This window comes from Paenibacillus mendelii (genome assembly GCF_024498075.1).
Taxonomy (GTDB): Bacteria; Bacillota; Bacilli; order Paenibacillales; family Paenibacillaceae; genus Paenibacillus_Z; species Paenibacillus_Z mendelii.
The window spans coordinates 340,839-363,942 of sequence record NZ_JANHOF010000005.1; the positions used below are offsets into that span (position 1 = coordinate 340,839).

The following is a 23,104-nucleotide window of genomic DNA, read 5'->3' on the forward strand; positions in this document are numbered from 1 at the left end:
AGCCTACGGACGCAAATCCGGTGAGGCTGGCTTTTTTTTGCGTATCAGGGCAGCAAAAGCAACGCTTAACAGAAAAGGTGCGCCGCAGCCTCAACCACAACCTGCCCCTGCGTCCCAGGGAAGACGTTGTTCACAGCCGCTAGAAAATGATGCATGCAGCGGAAGCCGTTGGGGTAAATTAGGGAAAAGAATGAGGAAGGCGGGGGACTAGCTTGAACTTCAAATCGTTCGGTCTCTGGCCTGTAGCAATGATGCTTGCTCTTTCGGTTGGACTCTCCAATCATGTCATCGTGCTCCCGACTATTCTTCAAACATCAGGCAGAGATGCTTGGCTTTGCTCGGTTGGCTCGTTTCTAGTCGCACTGCCATGGATCATTTGGATCGTACACAGCATTATGAAACGAACAAAACAGACTCGCTTGCAGGAGTGGTTGTTTCAGCGCGTTCCGAAATTACTCGGATGGATTCTGCTTACGCCTGTACTTCTGCTGTTTATAACAAACAGCTTTCAAACCTTCGTGGAAACAGCCAGTTGGACATCAGCTACTTATTTGCCGGCAACACCGGAGATCGTCATCTTGCTTTGTTTGATTGGACTGACTGCTTACGGGGCTTGGAGCGGTATCCGTGCCATCACATATATGTCCTGCTTGCTGCTTCCGGCCGTGGTGCTGCTCGGTGATTTCGTGATGACCGCCAATATGCCGGATAAGAACTACCACTTGCTGCTGCCGATCTTGGCGGATGGATTTCCGCAGGTAATATCCGGTTCGTTCTATTCCCTCGGTGGAACACTGGAACTCGCCCTGATCCTGTTTTTCCAGCAGCGACTGAAAACGAAGGTGGCGTGGTGGCATCTTGTTTTGCTGCTCGCATTCGTTTCCATCCTAACAATAGGCCCGGCTATCGGAGCTATTGCAGAATTCGGTCCCATCGAAGCCGAGAAGCTGCGTTATCCTGCTTTTGCGCAGTGGCGGCTCGTCACGATTGGACGCTATATCGAGCATCTCGATTTTTTTGCCATCTTCCAATGGCTCTCCGGCGCCTTCGTACGTATTTCGCTTGGCATGTATCTCGTTATCGATCTGCTGCCTATTCGAAGCCAGAAGAAGCAGCGGGCTGCTCTTCTGTTCCTGTGCTTGGTCTACATTGTGGCGGGCCAACAATTAATGAACAACACGATCGACAGCGAGAAGTTAACCCGTCTCTTATTTGTAGCCGATGTTATCGTGCTAGGGGGATTCACGATCATCATATGGTTGTTATCGTTCAAACCGTCCAAGGGGAAGGTGAAGGAAGATGCTGGAACAGGAACGCCAGGTTGAACGGGCGGAGTGGTTAAGAGAAAAGCTTCGCGGCTGCAATGATGTATTCATGACCGAAATGAATGTCGGCGGGGATTCGCCGAGCATAGTGACGGTTCTGTACTGCGAAGGAATGATCAACAGATCGGTTATGCAGCAAATTATACTGGAGCAGGATGGCTTGAACCCGATATCGAGAATGACTCCGTTCGTATCCGCATTCTTGCCCGGAGAAGATGGGCAGGAGCTATTTAATTATTTGTTCTCAGGTCTTCTAATTGTTTGGGAGCACAGGAGCGATACATTCTACGCGTACAATATTTCGAATCAGCCTGGCCGAAATCCAGAGGAATCGACGATGGAACTCTCGCTCAAAGGTCCAAGAGACGGCTTTGTGGAACAGATCGATGTCAATGCGGCGCTTGTCCGAAAACGGCTGCGCACGACTGATCTGCAGATGGAGCGTTACATTATCGGGACGGCCTCGCAAACCACGATCCTACTCCTCTATATGAACCAGCTGGCCGATCCCAAGGTTGTGGATGAAGCAAGGAGCAGGCTGAAGAACATTAATATAGCCACACTTCACGGTGCCGCTGAATTAGAGGAAATCATCTCTGACCGTTCACTCTCGTTATTTCCCCTCGTGGATTACATCGGTCGTCCTGACTTTGTCGTTCAATCGCTCATGAACGGACGATTTGCCATTCTTGTGGATGGATCGCCGGCTGCCCTCATCGCCCCAGCCAACCTGTCGGTGCTCATTAAGTCACCCGAGGATGCCCATCTGCCGTTCTTTTATGTGACGTTCGAGCGGCTCCTGCGGATGTTTGGCCTGTTGATCGCGATTTGTCTTCCAGGATTCTGGATTGCCCTTCTTGCTTTTAATACCGACCAGATCCCGCTTCCGCTTCTTGCAACCGTAACGATGTCCCGCAGCGGGCTTCCGCTTAGCTCGCAGCTCGAGCTGTTTTTAATGATGCTGATGTTCGAACTGTTCCGGGAGGCAGGAGTTAGGCTGCCGCGTCCTGTGGGGCAGACCGTTACCGTCGTAGGCGGGTTAATCGTAGGGGACGCGGCTATTCGTGCCGGACTGACGTCACCGACGATGCTTGTCGTGTCAGCTGTGACGGCGGTAGCGACATTTACGCTCGTCAATCAGTCCTTGAATGGAACCGTGACGATCATCAGGATCTATATCATGTTTGTCTCCTCGCTGCTAGGGCTGTTCGGGTTCTTTGTCTCCTTCTTCTCGGTGCTCCTCTATATGTGTAATCTCGAATCATTCGGCATGCCCTATTTAAAACCGGTTGCTCCCATTCGTTTCCGCAAGCTGATGACGGCACTGCTGCAGCTTCCATGGAAATTTCGCGCCAAGAAAGGGGGTTCGATATGAGTGGGCGAATGTGGAGAAGGATGGGCTTGTTAGGAATGGTTCTGTTTAGTTCCGTTCTATGCGGCTGCTGGGATTCGACGAATCTGGAGACGATCGATTACATTACAGCGATCGGCGTGGATTACAAAGAGGGGAAATTCATCCTGTATTCACAGCTTATCGACTTCGCGGCGGTTGCCAAAACCGAAGGCCCTAAGAAAGAGAAATCGCCTGTATGGGTCGGGAGGGGCAGCGGTATCACGTTCTATGATGCTTATAACGAGATGCAGAAAGCATCGCAGACCATGATGAGTACCGAGCAGCTCAAGGTCGTCGTTATTCGAGAGCCGGCCATGACACAGCTGGATGAAATATTGGATGCGCTCAACCGCGTCCGAGTTGCGCGCTATACGTCCTGGATGTTTGGGACTCGAGCGAAAATTGAAGAAGTCTTTGTGACGGATCATTTCTTCGGGCGTTCGCAGCAAACGAGCCTGCTCTACAATCCGAAGGATCAAATGAGACGGGTCAGCATGATTGAACCGCTCAATATGCAGCGATTCGTCGCAAACTATAACGAGAAAGCGATGACCGTCCTTCTGCCTTCGGTTAGAACGACAACCCGTACGTGGAAGGAGAATGAGGAACCGCTGCTGACGGAAGAGATCGACGGTCTGTATGCCTTCAAGCTTAAAGATAAGGCTACATACTTTCCGATCGACAAAATTGAGGGGATACGATGGTTTAACGCTGATTTTCAACGTTATCTGATAGCTGTGGTAGATGCGGGAGGGGACAAGGCAACGATTGCAATCGAGGAATCAAGGCATAAGATTGAGGTGAAGTTCAAGGATGGAGAGCCTCTGTACACCGTTCGGCTGAAACTAACAGGCGAGGTGGCCGAAGTGGGTATGGGGATGAAGAGGAATGATATGACCGAACAGCTGGAGAAGAAAGTGAGAGATCAAGTTCTTGAAGCGTATAAGCAAGGAATAAAGCAAGGCGAGGACTTGCTTAACTTGGAGGAAGAGCTGTTCCGGCATCACGCTAAGGAATGGAAGAAGCTCCATAAGCAAACCAAATGGCTGCCTGGCATTAACGATTTAGATGTGAAAGTAAACGTTGTGCTGAAGCATTCCGGTGGGTTTATTCTAAAATAATCATGTATTTCTCAATTACCGTTCAAGCAGCCGGATGATTGTGCGATTGACCCGGTACAACAACAACGGACAACCTGTGCCTTTGCCGAATAAGATGTATTATCTTACATTCGGAAAGGAGTGTCGGTCCGTGATGCATTTTATAACATGCTCGGCTGGGGCGGTTATAGGCTCGATTCTTATGTTTTCATTCGGAATCTGGCCTGAATCGCTAACTCTGCTGCTGGTCGCCATGGGAATTGATTATTTGACAGGACTTGCAGCAGCACTTGCGGAGAAGAGAGGGCTCAGCAGCGTTGTCGGTTCATGGGGGTTGGCGAGAAAAGGTCTTATGCTGCTCGTTATTCTGCTCGCTCATCGGATTGACGTGCTGCTGGATCTTGACGATATAACTATGGGTGGCGCCATATACTTCTATTTGACCAACGAGCTTATCTCCATTACTGAAAATCTTGGCCGCAGCGGGGTTCCGCTGCCTGATCGCCTTCGCGATATGATCGAAGTGCTCAAGAAAAAGAAATGATCCTAAATAGGAGAGACGTCGCATTTGAAGTGGCGTTTTTTTATGGGCACCATCCTCCAGGTGGAAATAATTTGATGCTATTCAGAAGTTGCATCGAACGTCTTCATCCGCTATAATGAGAACAAATGTTCTTATTGTGGAGGGTTGTATATGGCCGTGGATGTTGATAACCAGCCGCCCGTGCAGATCGGAAGAGAGCTGGAGCTTGTGAAACGGTACGTCCTGTTAGGCATGACAACGCGCATTCTGAATCACGATATTCGAATCGTGGGGGCTTCGCCTACGAAGCTTCCGCGGCTGTACGAATCGATGCTGAGAGGGCTGCAAGACCGGGTTCTGCTCGAGCTTGCGGCGCTGCGCAAACAGTTTCGTGAGAGCGATATTCGGATTTTTGACGAAACCAGCGGCAAGGACGGACTAACGGCCCGCTACCAATGCCGGGGATATGAACATTCGTTCTCGATGATCTGGAGCTACGTCCGGGCGGAGGCAGAAAGGCTGCTGAAAGCCTATTTGAAGGTATAACGTTCATCGTTTTGTCAAATAACAAAAAAAGTTCACAGGTTTCTTTAGTTTAAGGTTGAGAAAATCGGACGATGTTAGGTAATATAAGAAGTAGACATTTTGATGACAAAGGGGAGCAAGCAGTAATGTATAAGTGGATTATGTTCGTCGTTTTCGCAGCGGCTTCGATTTTGGGCATTTATTTGATGACTAACGAACTTCCTGGAAAGCCAGTTGACGAAGCAGCTTCCTTACCACCTGGCGTAACATTGCTTAAAGTGGAAGCCAACTCCGATTTTACATTCGGGGAGAAAGAATATAAGGTGAAGAAAGGCGAGACTGTGAAGCTGAAGCTCGTGAACAAGAGCGGAGTGCACGGTTTGGCAATTCCTGATCTGGGCATCGACCTTCAAGGCGACAAGATGGAGCAGGATGTCACATTCAACGAAGCAGGCACGTTCGAAATGCATTGTTCCGTTGGCTGCGGTGTCGGTCACGGAGACATGAAATCCGTCATCGTCGTAGAATAACAAGGAAGGAGCCTGCAAGGGCTCCTTTTTTTGAGCAAACGCATGTATCGGGCTTGGGACCCCGGAATACGTATGTTCAGCAGTATGTTAGTGGGAACGTCTTCTTTGGCGCCCTTTGGCGATCATCCAGTCGCACAAGTACCCAATCAGCGCCCAGGATGCAATGGTCAATACATACATGAGCAGGACGTTCACTTGATGAACATCGATGAAGAAGTCCACGAACCAAGCGGGAACGCTGAACATGAAGAACACCATATTGTGCGGGTCGAATCCCGTGTAATTATAAAGACACAATGCAAGTCCGACGAGCGTTGCAATAATCGTTACCGGATAACGCATGGTTGCGATTCCCCTTTACTTGAAGATTGCCGAGTAGCAGCAGCTTAGGTTATTATGTGACAAAAGGACGTTCATCATGCGGGACCGCATGCGCCCCTGATGCTGGACGAGCCCTATACTTATGAACCCGTTAAAGGAGCGACAAACTGACATGATTACACACATCGTTATGTTCAAATTGAAGGATAACAGCGCGGAGAACGTGGCACAAACCGTACAAATTCTACGGAACATGGAAGGTAAGATTGATGAACTGATCTCCATAGAGGTCGGAACGGATATTCTGCACTCGGAGCGCTCGTATGATATTGCGCTGGTAACCAAGTTCGAATCCATGGATGCGTTGTCCGCTTATCAAGTACATCCCGTACATCAGAAAGTAATTGAACATATGACGCAGGTTCGCGAAGCTTCCGTCAGCGTTGATTACGAGAGCTAGGCGGTATTGACCTATGCGTGAAGTTTATGAAATGCTGTTTTATCTGCTTGTTATCATCATCAGTTGTATTGTCATGACCATGTGGCTCAAGCGCAAAGCAAAGAAAAAGAGATCTTAACATCTTGAATAAGGCGGGTGTCTAAGCGAATGTACTATGTAAATCGCGAACAAATTTCGATTCGGCTGGCGGTCATTCCTGACATCGCCGAAGCATTAAGCACGCTCTCCAGATCGTGGAGCGGCGAGCTGCTGCAGGGCTTGGCTCAGGAACGTGCGCTGCATCTGGCGGTAGAGACCGTCACCGATATCGGGAGCTACCTCATTGACGGATTTATTATGCGAGATGCGAGCAGTTATGAGGATATCATCGAAATTATCGCAGGTGAGGGTGTGTTCCCTGCTGAACTGAAAGAAACGCTGCTGGAGCTCGTTCGTTTGCGTCGGCCGCTTGTGCAGGATTATTATGATTGGACGCGCGAGATGCTTCATCCGCTGACGCAGCAGCTGCCGGAGTCCCTAGTATCTTTTAAGTCAGCTGTGGAAGCTTATTTACTTCAGGAGCTGGGCGAATAGCAGTCATAATTAGGCACTGCCCGGGACATGTACCGTCATTTGTCGATTTACGAACCCTTCAAAATAGGATACAATTGTCCTATTAGCAGGCCATGCAAAGGCGCAAGGTGGTGATGGGTTTGAAACAAATAGGCGAAACGTTCACGAAGGAGCCGTTTGCTCGGCAAGAAGGGTCTACAAGGCATAGAATATTACTGCTTCTTAAGACAAAGGGCCAGATGAACGCCGGCGAATTAGCAAAAGAGCTGCAGATCACCGAGATGGCGGTCCGCAGACATCTGAGTACGCTGGAACGCGACCTACTCATTCGACCCACAGTCGTTCGGCAAGCGATGGGAAGACCGACCCATATGTTCGGTTTGACAGAGCATGCAGAGCATCTGTTTCCACAAAATTATAAGTTGCTCGCCCTCGATTTGCTCGATCAATTGAAGGCTGATCCGGACACTGCCGAGTTAGTCGATCATGTGTTTACAAAACGTAAGCATAAGCTTCTGGAGAGATACGCATCTCGGATGGAAGGAAAGACTTTGGGCCAGAAAGTCGAGGAGTTGGCCGCTATTCAGAATGATGGCGGTTATATGGTTCAGCTTGAAGCCCAGGAAGATGCTTTCATCCTCCATGAATATAATTGTCCGATCTCACAGGTGGCCAGTCAGTATCAGCAGGCTTGCCATTGTGAATTAGCGCTATTCGAGGAGCTGCTCGGCGCTCAGGTTGAACGGACGGAATGCCTCGCCAAGAGCGGAGGCAAATGCAGTTACTTGATTAAAGACATTTGAAGTGTTCAACCATCAACAGGCAGACAACGAAGCGGAATATTCGCTTCATTGTCTGCCTATTTTGTATGCTGTGAAACGGCCGAAGCCTCTTTCATTGAATTAATTGCCGATCGGTTGTGTCAGGTCAAGCCCATACTGCTTATAATGTCATTACGAATTGGGCATTCGTCTAGATGACACTGGAAGGAGGAACGGGTGATGATTGCGATTTGGCTTCAGGCGGCGTTCGTCGCAGCTTTCGTCATGCTGGTAGCTGGCGTGCTGCTATGGTTAAGAGCGGCAGATCGTAAGCTGGCTCGATTAATGGAGACGGCGGAAGCGATACAGCGAAGCACTGGTGAGATGACTGCACAGGTATGTAGTCTTGTTGCTCCGGCAGCGGATACGATCAAGACCATACAGCGGCAGCTTGATGGAGCGACACGTCTAGTTGACGCCGCTAAGCGGATGGGGGAGTCAGCCGAGCAGGTATCAGCTACGGTTAACCGGTTGTCCGCCGCATTATCTGAACACGCCATCAAGCATATGGAGCGTGGCGGTAAATACAGGAATCAGATTGCGGAGGCGCTGGATATTGCTGAAGCTGGCTACGCGGCCTGGCAATTTTGGCAATCGAAGCGAAAAGATACCCGTTCCTCTGCATGTTCTGAGCAGGACGAAGGGCACGATACTACTGAATGACAACCAGCTCCTGCGCAGCTTAAGTCTTAGCGGTCTCTGGTTATGACAGATGACAACCGCCCCTTAGCGCAATGATGAGCCAACCGGTTGTAGATAAGGAGAGATGAATGATGGCCAACCGTAATGCAACGAAAAGCTTCTTATTTGGTGCTTTGGCAGGAGGAATCATCGGTTCAGTGACGGCACTTCTGCTCGCACCGAAACCCGGTCGTGAACTTCGGAAAGATATTGCTGACGGTGCGCAGCAGGTAGGGGAAACGACCGTAAGAATCGCAGGTCAGGTCGGAGAAACCACGACACGCATTGCCAAGCAAGTCGGCAGTGGCGCATCACAAGTTGCGGTGAAGGCGAAAGATACGGCAGGCAGCGTCATTGGCACGGTACGCAGCTGGCGAAACGGAACGAGCGATGAGGACTCCCAGACGCTGGTCAGCTTGAATGGCATCGAAGAAATAGAGATCACCGATGACAAGCAAAAGGAAGAAGAGTCGGAGCTGCAGTATACTTAGTCCGATTCATGAACAAAGAAGGCGATGCCGCAAGAAGGCATTGCCTTTTTTTTATAAGCTGATTAGGATGGTTTAAAGATTGAACCATTAGTGTACTACGTAAGTTTAGATGTCGCCTGTGCAATGCTTTCGAAGCTGCGGATGAAGCATTCACGATCGTCGCTATCCAGTTCATGGATGAGCAAGGACAAGATCGTGTGAAATTCATGCCTGACATTATCGATTGCGAGCTTGCCCTTGTCGGTAAGCTGCAGCTGGATGACGCGCCGGTCAAACTCATCCGGGGTTCGGGCCACAAAGCCGTTCTGGACTAGCCGGTCGATCATGACCGTAACTGCGCTTGGCTTCACCTCCATGTGCTCCGCGAGCAAGGAAGCAGTCATGCGTTTCTCTTCATCGATAAGCTTCAAGATATAACATTGCGGACCGGTAAGCCCGTCAGGCAGCTGCTTAGCGATCGCAGCGGTGATCTTGCGATTCGTAGTCGACAATGCCTTCTGAAACCGCTCCGAGTAAGTCGCGATCTCCTTCACGTCCGCCATGTTTGGGTCAGTCATTATGATTCACCGCCTTTATTTAGAAGAATGATTATGAGGTGGACTATAAGATCCGGTTGTTCACGCGATAATCCGAAGGTGAGCATCCGTACCACTTACGGAACTGCTTTGAGAAATATAAGGGATCTGCGTATCCAACGGATGCTGCGATTTGATCAATGGATAAATTCATGCTCTCTGTGAGAAGCTCTCCCGCGCGTTCCATTCGCACCTTCAGAAGAAATTTCATAGGCGACAATCCGGTCGCTCGTTTAAACATTCTTGACAGATGCATGCGATGATAACCTAGCGTCCTGGATAAATCCTCGATGGAAACGGGCTGGGCGTACTTTAGTGAAAGCCAACGCACCGCTTGATTAATTTGCCGCTCGATATCCGGGACGATCTCGAGGGTGTCGAAGGCTAATTTCTCTGCATTATCGGCGCCGAATTCCTTAAGCAGAAGGCGAAGTAAGCCATTAGCCTCCAGATCGGCAAGCTCCGGGTAGGACGAGCTCTGAAGCGTCAGCTCAAGCCTCCGGTATAAGCGGGTGACGGCGCGCAGATTACCCAGACGGACAACCGGCTCAGAAGGCGTAATGCCCATACTGCCCAGTAGCGACTGGGCCAAGTGGCCCTTGAACGATACCCAGCGGTACGTCCAGGGACATACAGGGTCGGCAGCATATGTGAACAGTACTTCTGGAAAGATGACAAAAGTATCTCCTTGCTCGCAGTCGTATCGTTTGCCTTCAATTTCAAATGTACCGTTGCCGGACATGACGGTATGCACCAAATAATAGTCGTGGACGGCCGGGCCGATTTGATGGGAAGGAACAGGCTTGGCATGACCGCTGAACAGCACGGACAGCTCACCGCGCGCGGGCAGCGAATTCACGCCGAGCTTGAAGAAAACATGTTCCAGCATGGGCGAATAATCCTCCACCGAATAGAGATGGGATTCGGAAGAACCGATCCGATATCTTAAGCCTATCCGATAAAACTACAAAAGTACATATGTAACTCACTTTTCCGCCTAGTCGTCATCTACCATTTTCCCTTATATTTAGGTCATGTTAACCGCTTACCGGCGGGGCAATGACAAGGAGGATGAAGATGTCTAAGATTACGTTCATCGGAGCAGGAAGTTCCGTTTTTGCGAAAAATGTTTTAGGGGATTGCATGTTGACCCCTTCTCTACAAGGATTCGAAATTGCGCTATTCGATATTAACCCGGAGCGTCTGAAAGAGTCGGAAACCATGCTCCGGAATATTCATAGGACGAGTGGAAGCACTTGCGTGATCAATGCTTATAGTGACCGCAAGGAAGCGCTTCGCGGAGCTAAATATGTGATTAACGCCATTCAGGTCGGGGGCTATGACCCTTGCACGATTACCGACTTTGAAATTCCTAAGAAGTACGGTCTTCGTCAGACGATTGCCGATACCGTCGGAATTGGAGGACTGTTCCGGAATTTGCGCACGATTCCCGTCATGCTCGATTTTGCCAGCGACATTCGAGAAGTATGCCCGGATGCGTTATTCCTCAACTACACGAATCCGATGGCCGTGTTGACCAATGTTATGAATACATACGGCGGCGTACAAACGGTGGGCTTGTGCCACAGCGTACAAGTATGTGTTCAAGGCTTGTTCGACAATCTGGGTATGGATAGCACCGGCGTCAAATCCAAAATTGCAGGTATTAACCATATGGCTTGGCTGCTTGAAGTTTCCAAGGACGGGGTTGACCTCTATCCGGAAATTAAACGCCGCGCCAAAGAAAAGCAGAAGGAACAGCATTGGGATATGGTCCGTCTCGAGATGATGCTTAAATTCGGCTACTATATTACGGAATCTTCCGAGCACAATGCCGAATACCATCCATACTTCATTAAACGCAATTATCCGGAGCTGATCGAACGGTTCAATATTCCACTGGACGAGTACCCGCGGCGCTGTGTGAATCAGATTGCAGACTGGAATAACCGGAGAGAAGCGCTTATCAACAATGCGGAGCTTTCGCATGAGCGCACGCATGAATATGCTTCCTATATCTTGGAAGCTATTGAGACGAACGTTCCGTTCAAAATCGGCGGCAATGTGATGAACACCGGAGGATTAATAACAAACCTTCCGCGTGAGGCTTGCGTTGAGGTTCCTTGTCTTGTTGACCGCTCCGGCGTGAATCCTACGTATGTCGGCGCTCTTCCGCCGCAAGCGGCAGCGCTGAACCGGACGAATATCAATACCCAGCTGCTGACGATTGAAGCGGCGATTACGCGCAAGCGCGAACATATTTACCATGCTGCGATGCTTGATCCGCATACAGCCGCTGAGCTGTCGATGGATGATATCGTAGCCATGTGCGACGATTTGATCGAAGCGCACGGCGATTGGCTGCCGAAGTACAACTAAGCGTACTAGACAAGCTGCTCCAGGCCTGAGGGCCGGCAGCTTGTCTTTTTTTTGCCTTCCTCGCCCCGTTGAAAGTGTGAGCGCCGTGATCGTATGCGCATCATGATGAGCATCTATGGGGATATACAAGAGCCGGCCTCAACTAAGGGGACCGGCTCTTGTAATTGTCAATTGGGTTTATGGGCGACTCATTAATGGGTCCATCGTTACGTGAAGATGCAGGTACCTTTCTGGTCTTGCATTCATATTCTAATGGAGTTCTGACAAAACGTTCTAGAAAGCGGTGTGTCTGTGCAACAACCGATTGCAATATTGGATTCCGGCGTGGGCGGCCTAACCGTCGCGAAGGAAGTTTTGCGCCAGCTTCCACGTGAGAAGGTCATCTATTTCGGCGATACGGCCAGAGCCCCCTATGGCTCAAGACCTGCTGAAGAGGTCATGCGATTCACCCGTGAAATCGTCGATTACTTGGCTCAGTACCACCCGAAAATGATCGTTATCGCTTGCAATACAGCTACAGCGGTGGCACTTGAAGATATTCGCTCCCGGGTGAACGTTCCGGTCGTTGGTGTTATTCGACCCGGTGCCCGGGCAGCGATCGGCCGTACACAGACGGGCGTAATAGGTGTAATCGGTACCGAAGGCACGATTCGGAGCTGTGCGTACGAACTGGTATTGAAGGAGCTCTCCCCCCATATAAAGGTTATTAGCGAAGCCTGTCCTGCATTCGTTCCGCTGGTTGAACAGGGGAATTTCCGTTCGAAAAAGACGTTAGAAACCGTTCATCGAGAGCTGGACCATCTTAGAGACTGCCAGATCGATACCCTCATTCTTGGCTGTACGCATTACCCGTTCTTATCGGAAACCATATCTGAAGTTATGGGCCAGCAGGTAACGCTGATTAGTTCGGCAGACGAAACGGCCCGAGAAATCAGCACGATCCTCCATGATAAAAACAAGCTTGCGCGCTATGAAGAGCTCCCTGTTCATCAGTTCTTATGCAGCGGGGAAGCGGGGATATTCAAGCATATTGCCGAACAATGGCTCGGGGAGCAGATTGAGCAGTCGCCGGTTGTCTGGCAGATCCCTCATATCGGATAGTTGCGAACCATCAAGAGCGCCTTCTCCCCAGCAGAGGAAGCGCTCTTGATTGCGCTTGTCAAGAGTCATGCGGCTCTGCCCGCCCGCATACCTTGTGACTATAGATGGCGAATGTTTGCTCATATTCGTTAAGGAGGTTCCATCATGCACCCTTACATCGTTCAGCCCGGCGATACGCTGCTGCGTATCGCTAGACGGTTTGATATTAACGCAGCTGCGCTGCTTGCCGCCAATCCGGCATTATCACCAACTATGCTGCCGCTGCCTGGACTTCTTCTTGGAATTCCGAATGGAGCGGGAACAATTTATTGCATTCAGCCCGGCGATACGATTATCGCCCTCGCAGAACGACTAGGATGCTCCATTCATGCGCTGTCGGCAGCTAATCCGCACCTTGATCTGAAGCATCTCCTGCCCGGGCAGCTGTTGGAGATCAAAGCGAATACAACTCAGCGCATAATTGACCCCAGGGCCGAATATGGACAGGTTGAGCTTGAGAAAGATGTGGCTCTGCTGGAGCTTGAATTTCCGTTCGTGGACGTGAAAACCATTGGAGAGAGTGTGATGGGGAAGCCGATTCTAGCTGTTAAGCTTGGCGAAGGTCCGCATAAGGTTCATATGAATGCTGCCATGCACGCCAATGAGTGGATAACGGCACCTCTTTTGATGACATTTATCGAGGATGCCGCACAGGCATGCCTGCATGGCAAGAAGCTTTGCGACATGGATATGCGAGCTTTGCTCAAGAAGGTATCGGTCTGGTTCGTTCCTATGGTTAATCCCGATGGCGTCGAATTGGTTCAAGAAGGGCTGCATCCGGGGCATCTCTATTATACGGAGCTGCTCCGGTGGAATCGCGGCTCGACGCGATTTACCAAGTGGAAGGCGAATGTCCATGGCGTTGACTTAAACGACCAATTCCCAGCGTTCTGGGAGGAAGAGGTCGAGCGGAGGGACGTGCATGGCCCTGGACCACGGGATTATCCGGGCGAAGCGCCTCTAAGCGAGCCCGAAGCAAGGGCGCTCGCTGATTTCACCCGCGAAGAATGCTTTGACCTAGTCGTTGCCCTGCATACGCAAGGGCAGGAAATCTATTGGAATTACCGCGGCTATGAGCCGCCCGAAGCGGAAGTGATCGCCAAGCTGATGTCACAGGCGAGCGGTTACAAACCCGTAAAGCTGAAGGGAAGCGACGCAGGCTATAAAGACTGGTTTATTTACGATTATCGCAAGCCAGGATTTACGGTGGAAATCGGATATGGGGTCAATCCGCTGCCGCTCGATTCCTTTCAAGATTTGTATGATGAAGTTCGTCCTCTGCTGCTTGCCGCATTAGCGGCAGCAGCAGGACAAACCTGACGGTATATACGGCTCGTACAGATCTGTTTATGCGCGTGTGAGGCGAAGTCTCCTGATATGGTATAATAAACACAAAAAGGAGGCTTCCTCATGCGGAAACTATTTTCACTCCGGCATTGGCGTCACGTGTTTGTCCGGATCTTCCGGCTGTTAGCGTCGAAGGATGTAAGACTGGTGGACAAGCTGATCTATCTCGTTCCCGTATTGCTGTATTGGGTGCTTCCTGATGTAATGCCGCTCCTCCCGGTCGACGACATCGCGGTTACCATGCTGGCCGCCGAATGGTATACGAGGTACATGGAACGTAAATATGGCGGCAGTGCACGCTGACTCTCCATTGAATATGCGAGTTGAACCTTGCGCCGCCTTTCATTACAATAAGGAAGACTGAAGAAACCATTTGATATAGACCGAGGGAGATGGAAGATATGAATTGCAAAATATCACGTAATGCCGCTAAGATATTGCAAGCAGAGCTGGACAAGCCGGAGAACGATGGGAAATACTTGCGCGTATACGTTACCCATTCACATGGCGATCATGCCCATTATGGTCTGAGCGTAGATGATGCCAGCGAGAAGGATGAATTGATCGAAACGGACAAGGGGATTAAGGTTCTGTTAGAGAAGGATGTCGAGCTGCTCGATGGCGTACGGATTGACTACTTCTATGTACCGGAGGAAGGCTTCGCCATTTCGAATCCGGCCAAAGGCAATCACGGCGATCATTAATGGAACGGCCTTAGCTGGATTGGAATAAATCAAATAAACGAAAACCCGCCAGGGAATCTGGCGGGTTTTTCTATGGAGCTTATGAAATGTTTGCAGGCAGCGGTTAGCGCTGCGGCTGCGTCAGAAGGCGGCTTCACGTGGCGTCGCTAAGGATTCTGCTGTTTTCTAAATTGCTTGATTAAATCGTAGCTGATGACGTTGTCGGATACAGTCAGCTCTGTGCGAGCCTCCTCGCCTCCGCCCTTACACGCGTTCAAATCCATTTTCTCGCCGGTATCTGCATTCAAGCATTGGCTGTTTGCTTCATTGCCGTCGTTCGATGGCTTATACCAGACCTTGCCGTCGGTGTAGGAGCCGTTGCGGAATACGACCTTCTTGCCTTCCAGCGGCTTTTCCATAATGAGCGGCGTACCGATCATGACTTTATCCGCGCTGCTGATTCCGAGCAGATGCAGGATCGTCGGCGTGATGTCGATCTGCCCGCCAACCTCCTCGTGCAGCCCGGCATTCGCGCCTTTCGGCAGATGAACGATGAAAGGGACCTGTTTCAGAATTTGCTGCTTATCCATATCCGTTAGCGGTTTGCCGAGAAAGCTCTCGAACGGCTCCCATTCGTTGATGGAGTTATCATGGTCGCCATAGAAGAGGAAGATGGAATTGTCCCACAAGCCTTCCTTCTTCAGCCGCTCGATCATATGTCCAAGAGCGCTGTCGACATAATGTGCTGCCTGCAAGTAATCGCCAAATATCGTATCCTTCAATTCACCGACATCCAGCTTTTGATAGCTCTCGGGCAGCGAGTAAGGGTGATGGCTCGATAAGGAGATTAAGAACGAATAGAAAGGCTGCTTCTCCTGGACCATGGCGTCAACAGACTGCTGGAAGAATGATTCATCTCCAAGTGACCAGCCCAGCGGTTCGTTCATCTTATAATCCTTCTTATTGTAGAAGTAATCGTACTGCATATTGGCATACATATTGTTGCGGTTCCAGAATCCGCCTTCATACGCATGGAATACCGAAGCTGCATAGCCTGCTTCCTTAAGGATGGCCGGCAGGCTGTCAAATTTGTTGTGCGCGTTCGTGATGAAGACCGAACCTGACTGCAGAGGCTGTAACGAGATATTGGCTGCCAGATCCGCATCAGAGGTCCGGCCTTGCGACGTTTGATGATAGAAACGATTGAAATAGGCACTCTCGCCGATCAGCTTGTTCATGACTGGCGTTACTTCTTGACCGCCGATTTTTTGGCCGATGACGAAGTTCTGGAAGGCTTCAAGCTGAATGAGAATGACATTGCTTCCTTTGTAAGCGCCGAAGAGCTTGTCGGATTCCAGCTGCTTTCTAAGGTTACCGCGTTCCTCAAACCACTGCTTCGCGGCGGCGACATCCTCTTCCGGCGCTTCTCCATTCTGGATCCAATGCTGGTTGATATACCGGTAAGCATCATAACCGTGAAAGCCAATAACACCTGTCACATTGTAAAGCGATAAATTCCACCAGTTGCCGGTGAATAAGCCTTGCGCCCATGTTTTCTTGGCAATATTAACCGGTACGAACACGAGCGCTACTCCTGTCGCAAAGACGATCAGGCTAAGAGATGTTCGGATAATGAATTTGCGCCAGCGGTTGCGCGGAGCGAAGGAAAGAGTCGCTCTAGGTTCTTTCTTGAAGCGGAATAGCACATAGAATGCGAACAGAATGATAAACGGCCAATCGACGAAAAACCAGATATCAACCATGAGCAGCAATGAGCCGATGCTTTCCCCCAGTGAACCGACTTGTCCGGCTTGAGTCAAGACGGGCACTGTTATCAGATCTTGAAAGTACCTGAAGTAAACCAAATCCGCGTACATGACAAAAGTGAGAAGCAGGTCTAGCAGAATGAGCGCAAGGATCCTTCCCCGCTGCGGCAGCCACAGTGTCCAGAAGGATACGAGCGCTAATGTTCCGATCGCGACGAAAACGTCGTCCACGCTCATCTTCATATTCGGAACATTAACGAAACGGTCAAACATAACAAGCTTGATCATCATGATGATGAAGAAAAGCAGCATATCGATTGCCCAGAGCCTTCTGATCACACCTCGAGAGGCTCGTACTGTGTTTCGGGTGGCGTTTTGCAACGGTCCAACCATAAGATGTCAGTTCCTTTCTCTGTTTACAAAAAGTCAATAATGCCTTATCCCATTATAGTACACTCCATGATCAATTCAAGGTTTTGAGGACGTATCGTCCGTGTGAAATGGAGGGAGCGGCCCGAAATATTGGTAATAGGCGCATTCGATCCGTCCGTTGAAGAGCTTGCGCTTCTTGTCTGCGGATCGTCCAAAATAATGCTCCAGTGACTTGGAGGGACTAAGCGCAAAGAATGACCACGTCGGCAAAAACAGTGCGGCATATCCGAGCTGCCGCAGCGCTTTCTCGGCTTCCGTCTCATCTCCCAGACGCGAGCCGTAAGGCGGATTCGTAATGATGCAGCCATAATCGCCTTCCGGCTTAACCTTGGCCACAGGCAGGACGCTCAGCTTAATATCGCGGGCGAAGCCGGCTTTCTTCACGGCTGCTTCTGCAACCTCGATGGCACTTGGATCGATATCGGAGCCGGCGATGGACAGCGGGATATCATCCTTCACGGAATCGAACGCTTCCTCGCGTGCGGAATCCCACAGCTCTGCAGGGATTAGCGGCCATTCCTCGCTGTTGAACGTCCGCCGGAGCCCAGGAGCGATATTCCAGCCAATCATAGCTGCCTCGATCGGGATGGTGCCTGAGCCGCAGAACGGGTCGTATAGAGGGCGCTCAGGCCGCCAGCGGCTGAGAAGGATCATCGCAGCGGCCATCGTTTCCTTCAGCGGCGCTTCCGTCACGAGCTTGCGGTAGCCGCGCTTATGCAGCCCCGGACCTGTCGTGTCGAGCGTCAGTAAGGCGACATCGTCGCGAAGCCACACTTCAATAACATAACGTGGTCCATCCTCAGGGAACCATTCGGTCCCATAAGTGCTTTTCATCTTCTCGACGACGGCTTTCTTCACGATGCTCTGGCAAGCGGGGACGCTCGTTAGCTGGGATTTGTGAGACCGGCCCTCGACCGGGAATTCGCCGTCCCCCGGAATCCATTCCGGCCAATCGATCGCTTTGGTCCCTTCAAACAATTCATCGAAGGTGGTTGCCGGGAATTCGCCCATCTTGATCAGAACGCGATCCGAGGTACGCAGCCATAAATTAGCCCGGCATATATCCGCCAAGCCTCCCGTGAATGTCACTCGTCCGTTCTCCACTTTGGTATCCGTATATCCAAGCTCCTTCAATTCTCGTGCTACAACGGCCTCAAGTCCCATCGGGGCTGTGGCGATTAACTGTAAGTTCTCCATCAGTCTCACTCCGCTTCTGCAATCTCCGGTTGTTTCCGGTCCCTTAAAATCATACAATCAAGTATAGGACAAACGACGGATGAAATACAATCCGGAAGAATGGGAGGGGCTCGGATGTCAGCAGAATCATACATCGAAGGCTTGTTAGGGGAGGATGCGGACCTAGAACGCGTCAGGCAAGAAATACGCAGTCATGGAATGCCGGAGATTTCAATTGCGCGCGGTTACGGTAAGCTGCTAACAATGCTTGTGCGCATGTCGCGTGCGGAGAATGTGCTGGAAATTGGGGCGTTAGGCGGTTATAGCGGAATATGCCTGGCGCGAGGCTTATCTGAAGGCGGGCGGTTAACGTCGCTGGAGCTGGTCCAAGAGTTCGCGGATGTTGCCCGGAGCAACCTGGAAGCCGCCGGTTTTGGCTCGGTTGTGGACTATAAGATCGGAGACGCAAAAGAAAATTTGGCTAAGCTGGCGGAGGAGGGGCGCACCTTCGATTTCTTCTTCATCGATGCCGACAAAGAAAGTTACCCGGTCTATCTGGATTGGGCGCTTCGGCTTGCGAAGCCGGGGGCGGTCATAGCGGGAGATAATGCGCTTCTACACGGCCGGATATATGATCCGGACAAGAATGGTCCTTCCGTCCTCGCGATGCGTCAATTCAATGAGCGGATGGTTCAAGACGAGAGACTGCTGGGTACGCTTCTGCCGGCGTATGATGGATTAACAGTGGCATTAGTAAAATAGCGGCTTTTGTTCATAGAAGCAGAATTGAAAACAATCGCGAGCCCGCTAATTAGCGGGACGCGATTGTTTTCGTTTGGCGAGGGTTTGCCAAACCCATACCGAATTGATGATGAATAATGCGGACGAGACGAGGAATACGCCTTCGATGCCGATCCAGCCGGAGATAAAGCCGCCGACGATCGGTCCGATCATATTGCCAAGGCTGAGCGTGCTGCTGTTGAAGCTATAGGCCCGTCCCTCCATTCCGTCCGGCGTATGCTTGCGGATCAGCGAGTTGACGGAAGGGATTAAGCCCCCTAGAAACATACCCTGTATGAACCGGAATACGAGAAGCTGCCATACGCTGTCCGCCAGTGCCTGAGGTATGAACATGACCGCCGCGCCGATCAGGGAGATGCCCAGAATGCGTTCCTGTCCGATCCGGTCGCTTAGACGACCGAGCAGCGGTGCCGCCACCAGGTTGGACAAGCCCGCAGCGGATCCAACGAAGCCGGCCCAGAAGGAGAGATTGACTGTCGTTCCGTGCAGTTCCTGTACATAGAGCGGCATGAGCGGCATGGGCCCGACCATGGCGAATTGGATCAAGAATGAGACGGCGAACAGCGACATGAGCTGAGGGATTCGTCCCAATCTGCGAAATCCTTCGATAACGGACACATTCGGTTTTAATGCCGCTTTGGTGCGGTCGAAGGATTCTTTTACGACAAAGAGAGCCAGCATCGATGCGAGAAACAGCAATGCTCCCGTAATGTAGAATATCGGCCGGTAGCCGACTTGATCAGCCAGCAGTCCCCCGATGAGCGGCCCGAGAATCGAGCCTGCTATCCCCCCGGACTGCAAGGTGCCCATGGCAAATCCCATGCGATTCTTCGGCGTTGTGGCGGAAATAAGTGAGACCGAAGCCGGGTTGAAGCCGGATATTGTACCGTTCACCATACGCAGCAGCAGCAGATGCCAAGGCTCTGTGGCAAAACCCATTAGTACCATGACGATCGCCATGCCGAAGCCCGATCGAAGCAGCATCATTTTTCGCCCATACCGGTCTGACAGCTTTCCCCACAACGGCTGAAACAAGAAAGCCGTAACGAAGTTGCCTGCGAAGATAAATCCGGCCCAGGTTGCAATTTCGTGAGGATCCGAGAGCCCGAGCTCAGATTGCAAATAGAGCGATAGGAATGGAATGATCATTGTCATTCCGGCCATGACGAGAAATTGACCGAACCAAAGCACCACGAGGTTTTTTTTCCATTGTTCCAACGTTAGTCTGCCTCCTTGCGCTTACCGCTCGTTCATTGCCTGGTACAACCAGTATAGCACAATGATTCGCCAAGTCAGAATGTAGGGATGCCGCCGGCGGCGAAGAAAAGCCGGCCCACTGGAGTGGTGCCGGCTCGTTAACCCGAACTGCATTTATTGGGGGTCTGCTTGCAATCGAAGCTGTTTGCGATAGACGATTTTTGAAATCGTGATGCTAATTTCATATAGCAGGAAGAGCGGCACGATCACGATGATGTCGGATAGAATATCCGGCGGTGTAATCGTGATGGCTACGATAGCGAGTACGAAGTAGGCGAGCTTGCGTGCCTTGGCCAGGCGTTTGGGGTTCAGAATGCCGAGCTTGGTCAGAAACATCACGACGGCGGGCATTTCGAATAGAAAACCGAACGGGACCGTCATATGGATCATGAATGTGAAATACTTCTGTGCCGTATACATCGTTGCAAAATCGTCCCCCGCCATCTTGTCCATAAAGCCGAGCACCATCGGGAACAAAATGAAATAACCAAAGGCGATGCCGATCAGAAACAGCAGACTTATGCCAGGGATGAAGACAAGTGTGGAGCGCTTTGCTTGCGCGGGCAGAGCCGGCTGCACGAACTTCCAAATTTGATAAGCGGCTATTGGTATTGTAATGGCAATCCCGACCACGCCCGCTAACATCAAATATACCCACATCACATCCGACGGACCGAGCACAACGAGCTTCTGATCAACATCTCTGGCAAGCCATTGATAGATATCGCGAACATAGATGAAGGCGGCAGCCATCGCGACGATGAACGTAACCAGCGTCCGAATCAACCGGCTGCGCATTTCCTCCAGGTGCCCGATCGCGTTCTGCTCATTCGGATTATTCATCTTACTTATTCGCTGCCGCAGGAGCTTGCGCATCCCCGGCTTCTTTCTTCGTCTCGTCATCTTCCCCATTCACAAGTCCGCGGGTCGCCCCCTTGAACTCGCTGAGCGTCCGGCCGAATGCGCGCCCGAGCTCCGGCAGCTTGGAGGGGCCGAATATAATGAGAGCAATGATAAGAATTAAGACAAGCCCGCCTATACCGATATTTCCGAATGGCATCGATTTCTCTCCTTCCTCTTATTTACTTTTGCAGATTGAAGCCGCTGATGGCGACGACGGCAGGGCGAGGCATGGTGTCGCCCTTGCGGTGAGGCCACCTGCTCGTCGGTTTCTTCGGATCGGATGTTTCTTCTCCGGGGTGCTGAACGGCCATGAACAACGTCCGCTCATCGGGGGTGAACCAAGGGCCGGTCATCTCGGCTTCGATTGGAGCCGATGCGAATTGCAGCGCCTCGCCTTTGTTAGAGCCGCGCGTCGGAATGACGAATACGCCATTGTTCTTAAAGGTCGTGTACACGCCTTTCCCCAGCTTGGAGGAGGAGATATCCGTCACAGTCCACAGGTTGCCGTTGCTGTCGAAGGTTAGATTATCCGGTGCGCTGAATCCGCTTTGGCGGCCCCCGGCAGCAAAGATCTCAAAGTCGAACTCGAGTGCGCCGAGATCGTTGTCCTTTTCGAAGAAACGGGTAATATGGCCATGAATATTGCCGTGCTTGTCATTGTTGGTATGGGCGATGAAGATCGTGTTGTCGAATGGGCTGATCTCCAAATCCTCCGGACGGTCGGTCGGAGTCGCGCCGAGTAAATTGGCCGCCTCTGCCGCGTTAACGAGCACATCGGCTTGTTCCTTGTACTTGGCAAGAAGCTCCTCTTTCGTTCCTTTTATAGAAGAAGGGAGCTTGAACTTCTCGTCCTTCAGCGCTTTTGTTACGGCTTCAATGGTGATTGCGATCCATTTGCCTGTTTTTAAGTCCGCTGCGTACAGTGTTCCTTCCTTCAGCAGATCGCTGTTGCTTCGTCCAGCGGAAGGGTTGTACTTGCCTTTACTAATGAATTTATAAATACAAGCATCTGTCGTATCGTCGCCCATATAGACAACCAGCCTGCCATCCTTGGCTAAGCCGACGGCAGAGTTCTCGTGATGGAAGCGTCCCAGCGCTGTGTGCTTGCGAACGGCGAAGCTCGGATCGAACGGGTCGATTTCAACGACCCAACCGTAGTGAGTGGGATCCAGACCGGCATCGGCGCTGGTCGTTTCGTAATTTTCCTCACAAGAAAGCACAGTGTTCCATAATGTCATTCCGCCGGAGCAGTTTGCGAACGTGCCTTGCACCTTCGTTGCTTTGTTGACGGCTTTCGCGCCGCGGGCAGGCCCTGTAAGCTCGAATGGCGTGAGTCCTGTCACGCGGCGGCCGTATTTCGAGGTCGGATCGAGCTTCCAGTTCCCATTGGCATCACGGTACACTTCAATGATGGAACCGCCTTGAACGTAGAGCATTTTCTTGATTTGGTCGGCCGTATAGCGGTCCCCCGTTTTCTTCCCATGCACGAATACCTCACTCGAATATTCGTGGTTCACCCACAGCAATCCACGCTCATTCGAGCCGTTAATAGGGAAGTAGAGGGTGAAATCATTGTTGAAACCGAATGTATCTCCTGCTGGATTGATAATGTCGTTATAGGCGGCGACTACATCATATCGGAAGCCTTTAGGCAAGATGAGCTCGTCCGCCGACGAAGGCTCGATCGGTTCGAAATAACCGGATACTTTATTCGTCTTGAAGCCGAATAGATGGTTTGCGGCGGATTCGGCCGAAGCCTTGCCACTCAGAACGCCAAGTCCGCTCGATGCGACGGCAAGCGCAGCTGCTCCAGAACCTAAATAAGTTAAGAAAGTGCGGCGATCCATATTTTCCTTGGCCACGTTCAAACAACTCCTCTATGGTCTTTTCGTTACAGCTTCTATTCTCGTAGACGAGCATTAA

Annotated in this window: 26 protein-coding genes; 17 read left to right on the forward strand and 9 right to left on the reverse strand. The window is 51.1% G+C overall.

Translation table 11 applies throughout. The features are described from left to right. Positions 1–212: 212 nt before the first annotated feature. From NNL21_RS18900 to NNL21_RS18925, 6 genes are all read left to right on the forward strand, one after another. The gene (locus tag NNL21_RS18900) at positions 213–1,325 is read left to right on the forward strand and encodes a GerAB/ArcD/ProY family transporter (protein ID WP_204818769.1); all 1,113 of its coding nucleotides are present in this window, start codon (positions 213–215) and stop codon (positions 1,323–1,325) included. Next, positions 1,300–2,700 carry a spore germination protein gene (locus tag NNL21_RS18905; protein WP_204818770.1) on the forward strand — a complete coding sequence of 467 codons (1,401 nt, stop codon included), beginning with the start codon at positions 1,300–1,302 and terminating at the stop codon, positions 2,698–2,700. Before NNL21_RS18900 ends, NNL21_RS18905 begins: the two co-directional genes overlap by 26 nt. Further along, a complete protein-coding gene (locus tag NNL21_RS18910; RefSeq protein WP_204818771.1) occupies positions 2,697–3,839 on the forward strand; it encodes a Ger(x)C family spore germination protein in 1,143 nt (380 codons plus the stop codon). The genes NNL21_RS18905 and NNL21_RS18910 overlap by 4 nt, the downstream gene beginning before the upstream one ends. A 133-nt stretch (positions 3,840–3,972) precedes the next feature. After that, positions 3,973–4,362 (forward strand): phage holin family protein, encoded by a 390-nt coding sequence (locus NNL21_RS18915; protein ID WP_204819094.1) that lies wholly within the window; start codon positions 3,973–3,975, stop codon positions 4,360–4,362. A gap of 150 nt (positions 4,363–4,512) precedes the next feature. Then, a complete protein-coding gene (locus NNL21_RS18920; protein WP_204818772.1) occupies positions 4,513–4,887 on the forward strand; it encodes a YhjD family protein in 375 nt (124 codons plus the stop codon). Between the two features lie 125 nt (positions 4,888–5,012). Then, positions 5,013–5,396 (forward strand): cupredoxin domain-containing protein, encoded by a 384-nt coding sequence (locus tag NNL21_RS18925; protein ID WP_204818773.1) that lies wholly within the window; start codon positions 5,013–5,015, stop codon positions 5,394–5,396. 87 nt (positions 5,397–5,483) lie between these two features. On the opposite strand, the gene NNL21_RS18930 is transcribed toward NNL21_RS18925, so the two are convergent. Next, complete coding sequence (locus tag NNL21_RS18930) at positions 5,484–5,738, reverse strand: hypothetical protein (protein WP_204818774.1); 255 nt, start codon at positions 5,736–5,738, stop codon at positions 5,484–5,486. 151 nt (positions 5,739–5,889) lie between these two features. Between NNL21_RS18930 and NNL21_RS18935 the strand changes: the two genes are divergently transcribed. From NNL21_RS18935 to NNL21_RS18955, 5 genes are all read left to right on the forward strand, one after another. Further along, complete coding sequence (locus NNL21_RS18935) at positions 5,890–6,177, forward strand: Dabb family protein (protein ID WP_204818775.1); 288 nt, start codon at positions 5,890–5,892, stop codon at positions 6,175–6,177. Between the two features lie 147 nt (positions 6,178–6,324). After that, entirely contained in the window at positions 6,325–6,750 is a 426-nt protein-coding gene (locus tag NNL21_RS18940) for a DUF86 domain-containing protein (RefSeq protein WP_204818776.1), read from the forward strand. Positions 6,751–6,869: 119 nt separating this feature from the next. Continuing rightward, positions 6,870–7,532: a helix-turn-helix transcriptional regulator gene (locus NNL21_RS18945; protein ID WP_256555328.1), complete on the forward strand. Its 663-nt coding sequence runs from the start codon at positions 6,870–6,872 to the stop codon at positions 7,530–7,532. Positions 7,533–7,730: 198 nt separating this feature from the next. Continuing rightward, positions 7,731–8,213 (forward strand): DUF948 domain-containing protein, encoded by a 483-nt coding sequence (locus NNL21_RS18950; RefSeq protein ID WP_204818778.1) that lies wholly within the window; start codon positions 7,731–7,733, stop codon positions 8,211–8,213. Positions 8,214–8,320: 107 nt separating this feature from the next. Continuing rightward, positions 8,321–8,722, forward strand: coding sequence for a YtxH domain-containing protein (locus tag NNL21_RS18955; RefSeq protein WP_309145335.1), 402 nt, complete (start codon positions 8,321–8,323; stop codon positions 8,720–8,722). A 95-nt stretch (positions 8,723–8,817) separates the two neighbouring features. On the opposite strand, the gene NNL21_RS18960 is transcribed toward NNL21_RS18955, so the two are convergent. Together NNL21_RS18960 and NNL21_RS18965 are read right to left on the reverse strand one after the other, a co-directional pair. Beyond that, positions 8,818–9,279 carry a MarR family winged helix-turn-helix transcriptional regulator gene (locus NNL21_RS18960; RefSeq protein ID WP_204818779.1) on the reverse strand — a complete coding sequence of 154 codons (462 nt, stop codon included), beginning with the start codon at positions 9,277–9,279 and terminating at the stop codon, positions 8,818–8,820. Positions 9,280–9,322: 43 nt separating this feature from the next. Then, positions 9,323–10,186 carry an AraC family transcriptional regulator gene (locus NNL21_RS18965; protein WP_204818780.1) on the reverse strand — a complete coding sequence of 288 codons (864 nt, stop codon included), beginning with the start codon at positions 10,184–10,186 and terminating at the stop codon, positions 9,323–9,325. A gap of 188 nt (positions 10,187–10,374) precedes the next feature. On the opposite strand from NNL21_RS18965, the gene NNL21_RS18970 reads away from it, so the two are divergent. The 5 genes from NNL21_RS18970 (at position 10,375) to NNL21_RS18990 (ending at position 14,867) form a co-directional block, all read left to right on the forward strand. Beyond that, positions 10,375–11,676, forward strand: coding sequence for an alpha-glucosidase/alpha-galactosidase (locus NNL21_RS18970; protein WP_204818781.1), 1,302 nt, complete (start codon positions 10,375–10,377; stop codon positions 11,674–11,676). 291 nt (positions 11,677–11,967) lie between these two features. Further along, complete coding sequence (gene racE, locus NNL21_RS18975) at positions 11,968–12,777, forward strand: glutamate racemase (protein WP_309145336.1); 810 nt, start codon at positions 11,968–11,970, stop codon at positions 12,775–12,777. Positions 12,778–12,921: 144 nt separating this feature from the next. After that, a complete protein-coding gene (locus NNL21_RS18980; protein ID WP_305880867.1) occupies positions 12,922–14,136 on the forward strand; it encodes a M14 family metallopeptidase in 1,215 nt (404 codons plus the stop codon). A gap of 90 nt (positions 14,137–14,226) precedes the next feature. Continuing rightward, complete coding sequence (locus NNL21_RS18985; protein WP_204818783.1) at positions 14,227–14,466, forward strand: hypothetical protein; 240 nt, start codon at positions 14,227–14,229, stop codon at positions 14,464–14,466. 98 nt (positions 14,467–14,564) lie between these two features. After that, on the forward strand, positions 14,565–14,867 hold the full coding sequence (locus NNL21_RS18990) for an iron-sulfur cluster assembly accessory protein (protein ID WP_204818784.1): 303 nt from the start codon (positions 14,565–14,567) through the stop codon (positions 14,865–14,867). Positions 14,868–15,013: 146 nt separating this feature from the next. Here the strand turns inward: NNL21_RS18990 and NNL21_RS18995 are convergent, their stop codons facing one another. Both NNL21_RS18995 and NNL21_RS19000 read right to left on the reverse strand, forming a co-directional pair. Next, positions 15,014–16,951, reverse strand: a complete 1,938-nt coding sequence (locus NNL21_RS18995) for an LTA synthase family protein (protein ID WP_309145337.1) — start codon at positions 16,949–16,951, stop codon at positions 15,014–15,016. A 129-nt stretch (positions 16,952–17,080) separates the two neighbouring features. After that, positions 17,081–18,241 (reverse strand): THUMP domain-containing class I SAM-dependent RNA methyltransferase, encoded by a 1,161-nt coding sequence (locus NNL21_RS19000; RefSeq protein WP_204818786.1) that lies wholly within the window; start codon positions 18,239–18,241, stop codon positions 17,081–17,083. Positions 18,242–18,355: 114 nt separating this feature from the next. Here NNL21_RS19000 and NNL21_RS19005 point away from each other — a divergent pair, with 114 nt between their 5' ends. Beyond that, positions 18,356–18,982, forward strand: coding sequence for an O-methyltransferase (locus tag NNL21_RS19005; RefSeq protein ID WP_204818787.1), 627 nt, complete (start codon positions 18,356–18,358; stop codon positions 18,980–18,982). Positions 18,983–19,027: 45 nt separating this feature from the next. Here the strand turns inward: NNL21_RS19005 and NNL21_RS19010 are convergent, their stop codons facing one another. The 4 genes from NNL21_RS19010 to NNL21_RS19025 form a co-directional block, all read right to left on the reverse strand. Then, the gene (locus tag NNL21_RS19010; protein ID WP_204818788.1) at positions 19,028–20,239 is read right to left on the reverse strand and encodes an MFS transporter; all 1,212 of its coding nucleotides are present in this window, start codon (positions 20,237–20,239) and stop codon (positions 19,028–19,030) included. A 153-nt stretch (positions 20,240–20,392) separates the two neighbouring features. Next, positions 20,393–21,121, reverse strand: coding sequence for a twin-arginine translocase subunit TatC (gene tatC, locus NNL21_RS19015; protein WP_204819097.1), 729 nt, complete (start codon positions 21,119–21,121; stop codon positions 20,393–20,395). Between the two features lies 1 nt (position 21,122). Beyond that, entirely contained in the window at positions 21,123–21,338 is a 216-nt protein-coding gene (gene tatA, locus NNL21_RS19020) for a twin-arginine translocase TatA/TatE family subunit (RefSeq protein WP_204818789.1), read from the reverse strand. A 22-nt stretch (positions 21,339–21,360) separates the two neighbouring features. After that, positions 21,361–23,028: a PhoX family protein gene (locus NNL21_RS19025; RefSeq protein ID WP_204819098.1), complete on the reverse strand. Its 1,668-nt coding sequence runs from the start codon at positions 23,026–23,028 to the stop codon at positions 21,361–21,363. Between the last annotated feature and the right edge of the window lie 76 nt (positions 23,029–23,104).